Consider the following 13268-nt stretch of genomic DNA (forward strand, 5'->3'; position numbering starts at 1 on the left):
CAAGCGGCGCGGGCCGTGCCGTTTGCCGCCATCGTCGGCGGGACGGGGGACGCTTAGCGAATGGATCTCGCGCACAACGCGCTGATGGTGTTGATCGCGCTGGCGATCGACGCGCTGGTCGGAGACCCCGACAGGGTGTGGCGGCGGGTCGCCCACCCCGTCGTGCTGATCGGCCGCGGCATCGAGGCGCTCGACCGCAGGCTCAACCGGCTGGACCTCGACGAGAGCGAGCGTCGCAGGCGGGGCGTCGTCGCCATAACGATCGTCGCGCTGGCCGCGCTGGCGACGGGCGCCGTGATCGCCTGGACACTCGCCGACATTCCCTTCGGCGTCGTCGCCGAGGGCGCCGTGGCGAGCGTGTTCCTGGCGCAGAAGAGCCTCTACCTCCACGTCGCCGCGGTCCGGACCGCCTTCGCCGCGGGCGGGCTCGGCGCCGCGCGTCAGGCCGTTTCGATGATCGTCGGCCGCGATCCGAAGCGGCTGGACGAGGCCGGCGTGTCGCGGGCCGCGATCGAATCGCTCGCCGAGAACTTCGCGGACGGCGTGGTGGCGCCGGCGCTGTGGGGCGTGGTGCTCGGGCTGCCGGGTATCATCGCCTACAAGGCGATCAACACCGCCGACAGCATGATCGGCCACAAGACCGAGCGGCACCTCGCCTTCGGCCGCGCGGCCGCGCGGCTCGACGATTACGTCAACCTCGCGCCGGCCCGGCTGTCGGGCGCGATCGTGGTCGTGGCGGCGCTGCTGACGCGCCGGCCCTGGCGAAAGGCCTGGGCCGCGATGCGGCGGGACGCGCCGCTGCACGCCTCGCCGAACGCCGGCTGGCCGGAGGCCGCGACCGGCGGGGCGCTCGGGCTCGCGCTCGGCGGGCCGCGCAGCTACGGTGGCCGTCTGGTCGACGATCCCTACATGAACCGCGACGGCGATCCGCAGGCGACCCCGCAGGACATCAGCCGCGCCCTGCGGCTTTTCCTGACGGCCTGCGCGGTCCACGCCGCGCTTTGGGCGGGCGCGCTCGCGGTCTTCATCTGAGGCTCTCGCGCCGGGCGATCGCGAGCAGCGCCTCGACGTCGAGGTGCGCCTCCAGATGGTCGGCGAGCGCGTCGAGCGTGGCGTCCACCGTCGCGTCGTAGCCGTAGGCCTCGCCGGTCCCGCCGAGCGCTTCGAGGTAGGCGCGACGGAAACCGTCGCGGGCGAAGACGCCGTGGAGATAGGCTCCCGCCACGCGGCCGTCGGGCGAGACCGCGCCCTCGGGGCGGCCCGCCACCTCGAACGGAGCGCGGGCCGCGTCCGGCCCCTCGGTGCGGCCCATGTGAATCTCGTAGGCCTCGACCTCCTCGCCGCTCGCGACGTGACGGCCCGTGACCAGCGCGAGCCGCTTCTCCGCCCCCAGCACGGTGTCGACCGCAAGCAGGCCGAGGCCCTCGACGGTTCCGGGCGCGCCCTCGACGCCGTCGGGATCGGCGATGGTCCGTCCCAGCATCTGGTAGCCGCCGCAGAGGCCGAGCACGCGTCCGCCGCGGCGCACATGGGCGCGGATGTCCGCGTCCCAACCCCAGGCCCTGAGCGTCGCGAGGTCGGCGATGGTCGCCTTCGATCCGGGGAGAAGAACGAGGTCGGTTTCGGGCGGCAGCGGGGCGCCGTCGCTGAGCAGGGTGAGCGAGACGGACGGGTCGAGCCGCAGAGGATCGAGATCGTCGAAGTTCGCGATCCGCGGCAGAGCGAGCGCGACGATGCGGATCGGCCCCTCAGGCCGCCCGGCGCGGGAGGCGAGGTCGACGGAGTCCTCCGCCGGCAGCTTCACGGCGTCGGCGAACCAGGGCGCGATCCCTAGAGACGCCCATCCCGTACGGCTTGCGATCACCCGCAAGCCTTCATCGAACATGGTGACGTCACCGCGGAAGCGGTTGATGAGGAAGCCTTTTACGCGTGCGAGGTCGCTGGGCGGCAACAGCGCGTGCGTGCCCACCAGCGTCGCGATCACGCCGCCGCGGTCGATGTCGCCCACCAGCACGACCGGCACGTCGGCGGCCTCGGCGAAGCCCATGTTGGCGATGTCGCCGGCGCGGAGGTTCACCTCCGCCGCGCTGCCGGCGCCCTCGATCACCATGAGATCCACGCCGGCCGCGAGCCGGTGGTAGCTCTCCAGCACGGCCGGCATCAGGCTCGGTTTCAGCGCGCCGTAGGCCTTGCCGCGGTAGCTTCCGAGCCGGCGGCCCTGCACCACCACCTGGCTGCCGGTCTCGCTCTCGGGCTTCAGCAGCACGGGGTTCATGTCGGTCAGCGGCTGCAGCCCCGCAGCGCGCGCCTGCAGCGCCTGGGCGCGGCCGATTTCGCCGCCGTCGGCGGTCACGGCGGCGTTGTTCGACATGTTCTGCGGCTTGAACGGCGCGACCCTGAGGCCCCGCCGCGCGAACAGGCGGCAGAGCCCGGCCACGATCAGCGACTTGCCGACGTTCGAGCCGGTGCCCTGCAGCATCACGGCGGGCGTGGGGGACGGCGGGGACATCGAAGTCGACTTTCGCTCGACGGACAGACGTCGCGTCAATGGCTACGAAGAAATGCAGATCACGACGTGGTCGTTCGGCATCAATGGATGCTTAATAATTCGAGTATTAGCTTTTGAACTAAGGCGGTCGACGGGATTATTGACCGCCGAACAAGGCGTAGCGGCAAGGTTTGGATCGTCAGAACGTGCCGCATCCGCACACGATCTGGCGCAGTTCCAGATGCGGCTCCTCCCAGTTCATGAGCCGGCTATCATGTTTCTTGCGATGCAATCCGATTTTTGGGAACGATGCCGGGGGGCATGTCGATGGCGTTATTTTCACTGTTGGTCGGGCGATTAGCGTCGGAGAGACTGAAGGCGTTCGACCGGTCGCATGCGATCGTCGAGCTCGGACTGGACGGCGTGATCCAGACCGCAAACGCAAACTTTCTCGCGATCTTCGGGTACACGCTCGACGAGGTTCGGGGCAAGCACCACAGGCTGATCGTCGAGCCGGCGGAGGCCGCAAAGCCCGATTACGCGCTCTTCTGGAGCGGCCTGCGCAACGGCGAGGTTCAGACCGGCGACTTTCGCCGGATCGCCAAGGGGGGCGCCGACGTCTGGATGCACGGCTGCTACGCCCCCCTGCTTGGGCGGGACGGCAAGCCGCTCGGCGTGGTCGGGTGCGCCTCCAATGTGACGGACGAGAAGACCAAGGCCATCGAGCACGCCGGCCAGATCGCGGCGGTTCGGCGCTGCCAGGCGGTCATCCGCTTCGATCTCGACGGGACCATCATCGACGCGAACGACAACTTCCTCGCGGCGACCGGATACCGGTCCGACGAGGTGGTGGGGCGCCATCACAGCATGTTCATGAGCCCGGCGGCCAGATCCAGTCCGAGCTACACGCAGTTCTGGGAGGCGCTCCGGCGCGGCGAGTACCAGGCGGGCGAGTTCATGCGTGTCGCAAAGGGCGGCCGCGAGGTCTGGCTCCAGGCGACCTACAATCCGGTCCTGGACCCGGACGGTCGGCCGATCAGCGTGGTGAAGTTCGCCGCGGACATCACCAGCGAGGTCGCGGAGCGGGCGCGGCGCGCCTCGGTGCAGGTCGCGATCGACGGCGATCTTAACCAGATCGGGGAGCGCATCGCGATCACGAACGGCGAGGCCGCCAGCGCGGCCAGCGCTGCGGTGCAGTCGACGGCCAACGTGCAGAGCGTCGCGGCCGGCGCCGAGGAGCTTGCGGCCTCGGTGTCGGAAATCAGCCGCCAGCTGGATTTCGCCCTGAAGACCACCATAGAGGCGGTGGACGCCGCGAACCGCGCGTCGGACACGGCCGGCGGCCTCGCCAGCTCCGCGACCGAGATCGGGTCGGTCACCGAACTCATCCGCGACATCGCCGCCCAGACCAACCTGCTCGCGCTCAACGCCACCATCGAGGCGGCGCGCGCCGGCGAGGCCGGCCGCGGCTTCGCGGTGGTGGCCGCCGAGGTGAAGAACCTCGCGGCGCAGACCTCCCAGGCCACCGACGAGATCTCCCGCAACGTGGCGACGGTCCAGAGTTCGACCTCCGGCGTCGTCGACGCCATTCGCGCGGTGGTCGCGACCATCCAGCAGATCCACAGCGCCTCCGCCAGCATCGCTTCGGCGGTGGAGGAGCAGTCCGCGGTGACGCAGGACATGTCGGCGAACATGCACGAGGCGGCGCGGGCGGTTGAGACGGTGACGGAGAGCCTCAACTCGATCGCGCGCTCGGCCTCCGACATCGACGCCGCGACGCAGCAGGTGCGGGCGGCGTCGCGCTCGATCGCGTGACCCCGAAATCGGGGCCGGGCGGCTCGTAGAAGCGCGACGGTCAGTCCACGTTCGACGTCGCCCCGGCCGACGTGCCGGGGCCCATCATCCCGCCGTTCGAGAGCGGTCACCACCGGCGGGATGATGGATTGCGGGACTTCGCCCGGAATGACGGCGGGGTTCATTCGCGGAGACGAAAGCCGCGCCGTCCAAACAAAAAGGGCCGCGCGATCGCTCGCGCGGCCCTTTCGCGTTTCGTCCCGAGGCTCACTTCTCGACGAAGGCCTTCTCGATCACGAAGTGCCCAGCCTCGCCGTGGTTGCCCTCTTCGTAGCCGCCGTCGACCAGCAGCTGGCGGGTGTCGCGGATCATGTCCGGGCTTCCGCACAGCATGAAGCGGTCGTTCTCTTTCGACATCATCGGCAGGCCGATGTCCTCGAACAGCTTGCCGGAGGCCATCAGGTCGGTGATGCGGCCGCGGTTGCGGAAGGGCTCGCGCGTGACGGTCGGGTAGTAGATCAGGCCCTCGCTCACGAGCTCGCCGATCAGCTCGTCCTTCGGCAGGCCTTCGGTGATCAGCTCGCCATAGGCGAGTTCGCTCACCTGGCGGCAGCCGTGGACCAGCACGACCTTCTCGAAGCGCTCGTAGGTCTCGGGGTCCTTGATGATCGACAGGAACGGCGCGAGGCCGGTGCCGGTGCCGAGCAGGTAGAGGTTCTTGCCTGGCAGCAGGTTGTCGAGCACCAGCGTGCCGGTCGGCTTCTTGCCGACGAGGATCGGGTCGCCGACCTTGAGATGCTGGAGCCGCGAGGTGAGCGGCCCGTTCTGAACCTTGATCGAGAAGAACTCGAGCTCCTCGTCGTAGTTCGCCGAGACCACCGAATAAGCGCGCACCAGCGGGCGGCCCTCGACCTCGATGCCGATCATCGTGAACTCGCCGTTGCGGAAGCGGAACGACGGATCGCGCGTGGTGCGGAAGCTGAACAGGGTGTCCGTCCAGTGCTTCACGTGGGTCACGCGCTCTTCAAGATACTTGCTCATCGTCTCTCGGTCTCTCAGCTCGCGTCGTCACGCCGCCGCCGGATCGGACGCCCCGAACACGGCTTCGAGCTTGCCCGACGCCCCGTCCCAGACGGCGGCGTCCGCGGGCGGCTCGCCTTTCTCGGTCACGTTCGGCCAGACGGCCGCGTATTTCGCGTTGAGCGCGATCCAGCCCTGCAGGTTCGGCTCGGTGTCGGCCTTGATGGCCTCCGCCGGGCATTCGGGCTCGCACACGCCGCAGTCGATACACTCGTCCGGGGCGATGACCAGCATCGTCTCGCCCATGTAGAAGCAGTCCACCGGACACACTTCCACACAATCCATATACTTACACCGAATGCAATTTTCGGTGACGACATACGTCATCGCGCGTCGCTTTCCAATGGGGAAGAACGCAGATCGGTTCCGCTCACAGCGCGCGGAACACGTCCTGGCCTTCGAGGTTGATCGCGAGGCCCTGCAGGCCGTCGGCCGTGAGTTCGCCGCCCATGGCCTTGAGGCTCTCCTCGCGGATGAGCGACATCAGGCCGCGGCGTAGCGCCAGAAACTCCGACGACATGGTCATGGCAGGAAGGCGCGGGCGGGGCAGCGGCACCGCGATCTCGGCTTTGATCTCGCCCGGCCGCGCCGTCATCACGTAGATGCGGTCCGACAGGAAGATCGCCTCGTCGAGATCGTGGGTCACGAACAGCACCGAGATCTTCAGCCGCTGCCACATGTTGGTGAGGATCTGCTGCATGATCAGGCGCGTCTGGGCGTCGAGCGCCCCGAAGGGCTCGTCGAGCAGCAGGATGCGCGGGCCGGTGGCGAGCGCGCGGACGATGCCGACGCGCTGCTTCATGCCGCCGGACAGCCGGTCCGGATAGTGGTTCTCGAACGGGGTGAGCCCGGCGAGCCCCAGCAGCGTGCGCGCCGCCCGCGAGCGTTCCGAACGGCCCATGCCCTTCATCTTCAGCCCGAACTCGACATTCTCCCGCACGGTCTTCCACGGGAACAGCGAGTACTGCTGGAAGATCATGCCGCGGTCGGCGCTCGGCCCCGTGATGGGCTCGCCGTCGACCGTGACGACGCCGCGCGTGGGCTTCAGGAAGCCGGCGAGCGCGTTCAGCAGCGTGGACTTGCCGCAGCCGGAGGGGCCGATGATCGAGACGAACTCGCCGGGCTCGACCGTCAGGTCGACGCTGGAGACCGCGTCGGTCGCGCCGTCGGCGGTGTCGTAGGTCAGGCCGAAGCCGCGAACCTCCACCCGTCCCTTGGTGGTCTTCGGCGGCGCGTAGGACGTGTCGGCGTCCGCGCTCTGCAGGAAGGCGGGGGCGGTCATCGTGCGCTCCATGGCATCAGGAGGCGGCCGACCAGCCGGATCGCCCAGCTCGAGGCGAGGCCGAGCACGCCGATCGCAAGCATGCCGAGCGCGATGTCGGAGTACTGGACCAGGCTGTAGGCCTCCCAGGTGAAGTAGCCGATGCCGAACTGGCCGGAGATCATCTCCGCCGCGATCAGCGACACCCAGGCGACGCCCATGCCGACCGTGAGCCCGGTGAAGATCTGCGGCAGCGTCGCCGGCAGGTAGACCTCGCGGAAGGTCGCGGTCTCGGTCGCGCCGAGGCAGCGGGCGGCGCGCACCAGCACGGGATCGACGGTCGCCATGCCGTGCAGCGTGTTGAGCAGGATGGGGAAGAACGAGCCAAGGAAGGTGATGAACACGATCGACTGCTCGTTGGTGGGCCACAGCATGATCGCCATCGGCACCCAGGCGATGGCGGGGATCGGCCGCAGCACCTCGGAGACGGGGAAGACGATCTCGCTGAGCAGCTTGAAGCGCCCCATCAGCAGGCCGAGCGGCACCGCGAGCGCCGCGGCCAGCAGGAAGCCATAGAGAATGCGGCGGCAACTGATCGCGACGTGCTGGAAAAACGTCGCCGTCGCGAAGGCGGTCCGCGCGCTCTCGAGCACGTCGGCGGGCGACGGCACGTTCATGAAGCGGACGTAGATGTTCACCCGGTAGGTCGTGAGCAGGTGCCAGGCCAGCACGAAGGCCGCGACTGAGAGCGCGCCGACGAGCACGGCGCGGATCTCGCCGCGGTGGCGGCGCGCCATGCGGAGGAGGGGGGCCGGCCGCGGCGGCGAGGGCGCCGCGGCCGGAGCGGTCGTCTCGCGGGCCGCCGGGGGAGGCGTCTCGCGGGACGATGAGATGGCGGCGGTCTGCATGCGCCTCAGCCCGCCGTCGCGGCGGTCAGCGCGTCTTCGAACGGCGCGACCTTGCCGCCGGCTTTCGTCGCGAAGGCTTCGGCGTCCTGCTTCAGCATGAAGGGGGTCACGCCCGCCTTCGGGTCGATCACGTAGAACGCCTTGTCGGCGAACAGCTTGATGCCGCGGGCGGCGTCGAACACGTAGGCGACGTTCATCGCCGTGCCCTTGGTCTGCATGTCGCGGTAGGCCGCGAGCGTGCAAGAGGCGCTGGAGAAGGCCAGGATGTCGCCGTCCTTCACCCAGATCTCGCCGGCCTTCCGCGGCTCGGTGATCGGCTTCTTGCAGAAGGCGTCCTCGCCGCTCACCTCGTAGTTCGCGGTGCTCTTCACGGCGGCGTCGTAGTCGAGGCCGCGCGCCTTGAAGGCCGCCCGCAGGTAGCCGTCGTTGACCCAGGGATCGACGTCGAACGGCGTCTTGATGCGGTCGAGGCTCTGCAGGACCTTCACGTCCTCCTTGGCGGCCGCGATCAGCGGCGCCTTGAGGGTCGGGTCCATGGTCATGATGCCGCCGGGCCCAAGGAAGATGTAGACGACCTCCTTGTCGGTCCCGGTCCATTCCGAGATCTTCTCGGCGGCTCGCTTCGGGTCGCTCTTCACCCATTCGTTGGCGTCGAGCACCGCCTGCAGGTAGGCGTCCACGATCTCCGGATACCTCTCCGCAAAGTCGGTGCGCACCACCACTCCGTGCCAGGTGGGGAGGTTGGTCTGCACGCCGTCGAACACCTTGCGGGCGAAGCCGCGGAACGGCAGCAGCTCGGCGAAGGGCACGAAGTCGGCGTGGGCGTCGATCTTCTGCTCCTTCAGATTGGTGGAGCCGACCTCCGGGCTCTGGCTCACAAGCGTGAAGAAGTCCTTCGGCATCTTGGCGTCCTGCATCGCCTTCAGCAGCATGCCGTGGGCGGCGGAGCCGAAGGGGACGCTGACGACCTTCCCCTTGAGGTCCTCCAGCGCGAAGTAGGGCGAGTCCTTGTGCACCACGACGCCGTTGCCGGAGCCGTCGAGGTTATAGGCCGCCACCGAGATCAGCTGCGTCTTGCTCTCGGGGTTCGACTGGAAGGTGTAGCCGTTCACGACGAGCGGGTAGTCGCCCATGCCGCCGAACTGCAGCTTGCCGGCCATCATGCCGTTGGTGACGGGCGGCCCGGAGGTGAAGTTCTGCCAGTCGAGCTTGATGTCGAGGCCGGCGTATTTGCCGTCCTTCGGCAGGTGCTTCTCGATCAGCTTGAGCTGGCGGAGCACGACTCCGGTGGTGACGGTGTTGGTCGTCGTGTCCTGCGTGCCGATGCCGACGATCAGCGTTTCGGCGGAGGCGGGCGCGGCGAGACTGACGCCCGCGGCGATCAGCGCGGCGAGCGAGGCCGCCGTGCGGGAGAAGGTCGGGAAGGCCATGGCTCACCTCGTTGGAAGCTGGGGTCATCCGCCGGGGCATCCCGACACAGGGATGATCCGGCCCGACCCCGCCGAGGATCAAACGGAGATGGCCGATCGCGGTTGATTAGTTGCCAAGAAAGCGGGCTCGCCTAAAAACACGCCGTCCTGCCGGAGCGACGCGCGTGGTTGGGGCAGGGTTTTGGAGGGAGAAGGACGCCCGCTCTGCGCGTGTCGTCGCTCCGCGCCGGGACACCACGGGCCGAGCGACGCGACGGGCGCACCCGTCGAGGCGCGTTCTTCGATCGCAGCTGTGGGGGTGTTCGCTCCGGCCTAAACCGGGATGCGAGCGCGGCCTCGCCAGCGCCCTGTCGCCCCAAATCCCGCTCAGGTCAGGCGTCGCCGCCGCTCTTCATCTGCGCCAGCACGTCGGGTTTGCGCAGCACGATCTGCGAGCGGCGGACCTCCAGCACGCCTTGAGCGCTCATGCGCTTCAGGCTGATGGTGATCCACTGCCGCGTCGCGCCCACCATGTGGGCGAGGTCGGCATGGGTGAAGGCGGCCGCGATCGCGACCCCGCCGTCCTCCTCCTCGACGCCGTAGAGGTCGGCGAGGTGGAGCAGGAGGTGCGCCAGCCGCTCGGTGATCGAGCGGGTGCCGAGCATCTGCGCCAGCGCCGAGTAGCACTTGCCCTTGAATGCCACGCCCTCGATCACGTTGACGGCGAGCGTCGGGATCTGGGTGACGAGGTCCTTCAGCGTGCGGCCCGGAAGGTGCAGCACCGAGCTGTTGCTGGCGGCCATGCCCGACCAGCAATGCTGGCCGGTGCCGAACACCTCGGGCCCGCCGACGAAATTGCCCGGATACCAGTAGGCGAGGGTGATCTCGCGCCCCGTGGGGGCGGCGTAGAACACGCGGATGCGGCCGGTCTCTATCAGCCAGATGCCGTCGTGCGGGGTTTCCTGGCTGAACAGCGTGGCGCCGCGGTAGAGCACCCGGCGACGGGCGCGCTCCATCACCAGCGCGGTTTCGCGCTCCGTCAGCCCCTGGAGCATCGGCTTGGGGCCGCGCTCCGGGGCCTCGCCGTCGGCGAGCAGAAGCGCGGAGGCGCGCGCGGGCTCCGCGGCGGCCTGCGGGCGGAGCTGGGGCGGCCAGGCCAGAGGGACGGTCTGCTGCATCGCGGATCTCCCGACATCGCACGTGGTGCGCTGCAGCAGAGCATAGGATTGTTTTGATTCCAATCAGCGGCTGGGCGCTGCGCGGCTTCGTGACCGCGCCGACGCGAAAAAAGCCGCCGGAGGGGGCTCCGACGGCTTTGATTTCGAAGGTCGATGCGTGCGGGGTCAGGCCCCCTGGCAGCGGCCGATCGCCCAGCGGATGAGCTTGCGGACGTCCGGGTCGGGATCGTCCATCGCCCGCTCCAGCCAGGGCAGCGCCGCGGGGGCCGCGATCTCGCCGAGCGCCGCAGCGGATTCCTTGCGCAGGTTCGGGATCTCGCTGTCGAGCGCCTTGCCGAGCCCCTCGACCGCGCTCTCCGCGCGGAGCCGCCCGAGGGCGTTCGCCGCCTTCACCCGCACCTGCCAGACCTCGTCGCCCAGCGCGGCGATCAGCGCCGTGGTCGCTTCCGGCAACCGGATCTTGGCCGAGACGATCGCAGCCTCCTCGCGCACCTGCCAATAGGGATCCGAAAGCCCAGCCACCAGCGTCGTCGCGCCGGGACCGCCGGGGCGCACGAACACCAGGGCCGACATGGTGGCGCGGCGGACCGAGGGGTCCGCGTCGGAGGCGGTCGCGATCAGCGCCGGCATCGCCTCCTCGGCCTTCAGCCAGCCAATGACGCCGAGGCCCTCGCGGCGCACGTCGGGGGAGGGGTTGCGCAGCGCCTTCAGCGCCGCGGCGAGCGCGTCCGGCAGCGTCAGCTCGCGCAGCGCTCTCAGCGCCGCGGCCTGCACGAACGGATCGGAGTGCTCCGCCCGCTCGATCAGCAGCGGGCCGCAGGCGGGCTCCTTCTTGTCGGCGAGCGTCTCGGCGGCCGCATGGCGCACCGCGTCGTCCGGGTCCTCCAGCGAGCCGACGAGTCCCTCGACGACCTCGGGGCCGTCGTGTTCGTCCAGCGCCTTGGCCGCGGCGGCGCGCACCTGCGCGTCGGGATCGCCGAGGCCCTTCAGGAGCAGCACGGTCGCCTCAGGGCCCACCTGCTCGGCGAGCTCCATCATGGCGACGCGGCGGACGCCGGCGTCGGGGTCGGAGCAGCGCTCCCGGAGGTCGTCGAGATCGTCGTCGAAGGCGTCGAACACGGGCATGGGTCTGGTCCCTCAGCGCAGCAGGTAGGGGATGTTGACCTTGACCGCGCCGGTCGGGCAGTCGGCCTCGCAGGGCATGCAGTACCAGCACTCGTCGTACTTCATGAACGCCTTCTTCCGCCCCTCGTCGATTGCGAGGATGTCGAGCGGGCACACGTCCACGCAGACGGTGCAGCCTTTTTCCGCGATGCACTTCGCGTCGTCGATGACGACCGCCGCGCTCTTGGCCTGGGTGATGATCGGCATGGTCTCGTCCTTACTCGGCCGCGGCCGGCGTCTTCACGCGGAGCTGGTGGTAGGCGGCCATCTCGTCGGCCTCGACGGCGACGACGTAGGGGTCGACCTCGCGTTTGGCGTGGGCCATCCGGCCCTGCTCGTCCTTGTAGAGAACGGTGTGGCAGAACCACTCGTCGTCGTTGGTCTCGGGATGGTCGACGCGCAGGTGGTAGAAGCCCCAGCGGCTCTCGGTGCGGTAGAGCGAGGCGGCGGCGGCCATGTCGGCGCAGTCGAGGATGGTCTGCATCTCGAGCGCGCGCAGCAGCTCGTGCGGATCGCGGACGCAGAGCTCGGACAGGTCGTCGCGGATCTCCGCGAAGCGGCGCTGCGCGATCTCCATCTTCGCGGTGACCTTCGGCGGCTCGAGGTAGTCGTTCACCAGCCGGCGGGTCTTGAACTCCATCTCGTTCGGCGTCAGGCCGTCCTCGCGGCGTGTCGGCGCCAGCACGCGCTCTTGTTCGGCGGCGAGATAACCCTCGTCGTAGTCGGTCAGTTCGACGTTGGCGCAGTATTCGGCGGCGTCACGGCCGGCGATGCCGCCGTTCACGAAGGCGCCCAGCATGTAGTTGTGCGGCACGCTCGCCATGTCGCCGACCGCATAGAGGCCGGGGATGGTGGTGCGGGCGTTCTCGTCGACCCAGACGCCCGAGGCGGAGTGGCCCGAGCAGAAGCCGATCTCGGAGATGTGCATCTCCACAGGCCGCTTGCGGTAGTCGTTGCCGCGGCGCTCATGGAAGCGGCCGCGCGAGGGCCGCTCGTTGGTGTGCAGGATGGTCTCGATCTCGGAGATGGTCTCCTCGGCGAGGTGGTCCATCTTGAGGTAGACCGGGCCGTTGCCGCTCTGCAGCTCGCGCCAGAACTCCAGCATCATCTGGCCCGACCAGTAGTCGCACTCGATGAAGCGGTCGCCCTTGTTGTTGGCGGTGTAGCCGCCGAAGGGACCCGTGACGTAGGCGCAGGACGGGCCGTTGTAGTCCTTGATCAGCGGGTTGATCTGGTAGCACTCGAGGTTCGCGAGCTGGGCGCCGGCATGGTACGCCATGGCGTAGCCGTCGCCGCAGTTCGCGGCGTTCTCGTAGGTGCCGAACATGTAACCGGAGGCCGGCAGGCCGAGCCGGCCGGCGGCGCCGCAGGCGAGCACCACGGCCTTGGCCTTCACCACCAGGAAGTCGGAGGTGCGGGTGTTGACGCCAACCGCGCCGGCGATGCGGCCGTCCGGCGCCTTGAGGAGCCGGGTCGCCATGTAGCGGTTGGTCACCGCCACCTGCAGGCGGCGGAGCTGGCGGTACAGCACCTTCTTGACGTTGTGGCCGTCCGGCATCGGCAGCACGTAGGTCCCCATGTGGTGGACCTTGCGCATGTTGTATTCGCCGGAACCGTCCTTCTCGAACTTCACGCCGAGCTTGTCGAGATACTGGATCATCGGGAAGGAGCCGGTGGCGTAGGCCATCACCGCCTTCTGGTTGACGATGCCGTCGTTCGCGACCGTGATCTCCTTCACATACTGCTCGGGCGTGGCGTAGCCCGGCACCACGGCGTTGTTCAGCCCGTCCATGCCCATGGAGATCGCGCCGGAGCGCTTGACGTTGGCCTTCTCCATCAGCACGACCTTGAGGCCGGGGTTCGCCTCCTTAGCCTTGATGGCGGCCATGGGCCCGCCGGTGCCGCCGCCGATGACCAGGATGTCGGCCTCGATGATCTCGGTCTTGGTGTCGGTCATGGGGCGTCTCGTCTGTCTGGGGAGATCGT

12 protein-coding genes are annotated in these 13268 nt (G+C 69.0%); 2 read left to right on the top strand and 10 right to left on the bottom strand.

Annotated elements, in window-relative coordinates:
- The first annotated feature begins 60 nt into the window (after positions 1 to 60).
- Positions 61 to 1032 (top strand): adenosylcobinamide-phosphate synthase CbiB, encoded by a 972-nt coding sequence (gene cbiB, locus JOD31_RS16250; protein WP_204951488.1) that lies wholly within the window; start codon positions 61 to 63, stop codon positions 1030 to 1032.
- On the opposite strand, the gene JOD31_RS16255 is transcribed toward cbiB, so the two are convergent.
- Complete coding sequence (locus JOD31_RS16255) at positions 1025 to 2479, bottom strand: cobyric acid synthase (protein ID WP_204951806.1); 1455 nt, start codon at positions 2477 to 2479, stop codon at positions 1025 to 1027. The two genes, cbiB and JOD31_RS16255, sit on opposite strands and share 8 nt — an antisense overlap.
- A 336-nt stretch (positions 2480 to 2815) precedes the next feature.
- On the opposite strand from JOD31_RS16255, the gene JOD31_RS16260 reads away from it, so the two are divergent.
- Positions 2816 to 4303, top strand: a complete 1488-nt coding sequence (locus JOD31_RS16260) for a methyl-accepting chemotaxis protein (protein ID WP_204951807.1) — start codon at positions 2816 to 2818, stop codon at positions 4301 to 4303.
- 246 nt (positions 4304 to 4549) lie between these two features.
- Here the strand turns inward: JOD31_RS16260 and JOD31_RS16265 are convergent, their stop codons facing one another.
- From JOD31_RS16265 to JOD31_RS16305, 9 genes are all read right to left on the bottom strand, one after another.
- Complete coding sequence (locus JOD31_RS16265) at positions 4550 to 5323, bottom strand: ferredoxin--NADP reductase (protein WP_020185711.1); 774 nt, start codon at positions 5321 to 5323, stop codon at positions 4550 to 4552.
- Positions 5324 to 5350: 27 nt separating this feature from the next.
- Complete coding sequence (gene fdxA / locus JOD31_RS16270) at positions 5351 to 5689, bottom strand: ferredoxin FdxA (protein WP_024816382.1); 339 nt, start codon at positions 5687 to 5689, stop codon at positions 5351 to 5353.
- 43 nt (positions 5690 to 5732) lie between these two features.
- A complete protein-coding gene (locus JOD31_RS16275; protein ID WP_204951489.1) occupies positions 5733 to 6644 on the bottom strand; it encodes an ABC transporter ATP-binding protein in 912 nt (303 codons plus the stop codon).
- Positions 6641 to 7531, bottom strand: a complete 891-nt coding sequence (locus tag JOD31_RS16280) for an ABC transporter permease (RefSeq protein ID WP_204951490.1) — start codon at positions 7529 to 7531, stop codon at positions 6641 to 6643. The genes JOD31_RS16275 and JOD31_RS16280 overlap by 4 nt, the downstream gene beginning before the upstream one ends.
- Positions 7532 to 7536: 5 nt before the next feature.
- Positions 7537 to 8961 (bottom strand): ABC transporter substrate-binding protein, encoded by a 1425-nt coding sequence (locus JOD31_RS16285; RefSeq protein WP_204951491.1) that lies wholly within the window; start codon positions 8959 to 8961, stop codon positions 7537 to 7539.
- Between the two features lie 371 nt (positions 8962 to 9332).
- On the bottom strand, positions 9333 to 10118 hold the full coding sequence (locus JOD31_RS16290) for a Crp/Fnr family transcriptional regulator (protein WP_204951492.1): 786 nt from the start codon (positions 10116 to 10118) through the stop codon (positions 9333 to 9335).
- Between the two features lie 165 nt (positions 10119 to 10283).
- Positions 10284 to 11243: a HEAT repeat domain-containing protein gene (locus JOD31_RS16295; protein ID WP_204951493.1), complete on the bottom strand. Its 960-nt coding sequence runs from the start codon at positions 11241 to 11243 to the stop codon at positions 10284 to 10286.
- 12 nt (positions 11244 to 11255) lie between these two features.
- The gene (locus tag JOD31_RS16300) at positions 11256 to 11489 is read right to left on the bottom strand and encodes a 4Fe-4S dicluster domain-containing protein (protein ID WP_020185704.1); all 234 of its coding nucleotides are present in this window, start codon (positions 11487 to 11489) and stop codon (positions 11256 to 11258) included.
- Positions 11490 to 11499: 10 nt separating this feature from the next.
- On the bottom strand, positions 11500 to 13239 hold the full coding sequence (locus tag JOD31_RS16305; RefSeq protein ID WP_204951494.1) for a fumarate reductase/succinate dehydrogenase flavoprotein subunit: 1740 nt from the start codon (positions 13237 to 13239) through the stop codon (positions 11500 to 11502).
- Positions 13240 to 13268: the final 29 nt, after the last annotated feature.

It is taken from the genome of Methylopila capsulata, from assembly GCF_016907975.1.
Taxonomy (GTDB): domain Bacteria; phylum Pseudomonadota; class Alphaproteobacteria; order Rhizobiales; family Methylopilaceae; genus Methylopila; species Methylopila capsulata.

Coding starts and splice junctions, on each gene's coding strand:
- cbiB (WP_204951488.1), top strand. CDS start 61: ATGGATCTCGCGCACAACGCGCTGATGGTGTTGATCGCGCTGGCGATC.
- JOD31_RS16255 (WP_204951806.1), bottom strand. CDS start 2,479: ATGCTGCAGGGCACCGGCTCGAACGTCGGCAAGTCGCTGATCGTGGCC.
- JOD31_RS16260 (WP_204951807.1), top strand. CDS start 2,816: ATGGCGTTATTTTCACTGTTGGTCGGGCGATTAGCGTCGGAGAGACTG.
- JOD31_RS16265 (WP_020185711.1), bottom strand. CDS start 5,323: ATGAGCAAGTATCTTGAAGAGCGCGTGACCCACGTGAAGCACTGGACG.
- fdxA (WP_024816382.1), bottom strand. CDS start 5,689: ATGACGTATGTCGTCACCGAAAATTGCATTCGGTGTAAGTATATGGAT.
- JOD31_RS16275 (WP_204951489.1), bottom strand. CDS start 6,644: ATGACCGCCCCCGCCTTCCTGCAGAGCGCGGACGCCGACACGTCCTAC.
- JOD31_RS16280 (WP_204951490.1), bottom strand. CDS start 7,531: ATGCAGACCGCCGCCATCTCATCGTCCCGCGAGACGCCTCCCCCGGCG.
- JOD31_RS16285 (WP_204951491.1), bottom strand. CDS start 8,961: ATGGCCTTCCCGACCTTCTCCCGCACGGCGGCCTCGCTCGCCGCGCTG.
- JOD31_RS16290 (WP_204951492.1), bottom strand. CDS start 10,118: ATGCAGCAGACCGTCCCTCTGGCCTGGCCGCCCCAGCTCCGCCCGCAG.
- JOD31_RS16295 (WP_204951493.1), bottom strand. CDS start 11,243: ATGCCCGTGTTCGACGCCTTCGACGACGATCTCGACGACCTCCGGGAG.
- JOD31_RS16300 (WP_020185704.1), bottom strand. CDS start 11,489: ATGCCGATCATCACCCAGGCCAAGAGCGCGGCGGTCGTCATCGACGAC.
- JOD31_RS16305 (WP_204951494.1), bottom strand. CDS start 13,239: ATGACCGACACCAAGACCGAGATCATCGAGGCCGACATCCTGGTCATC.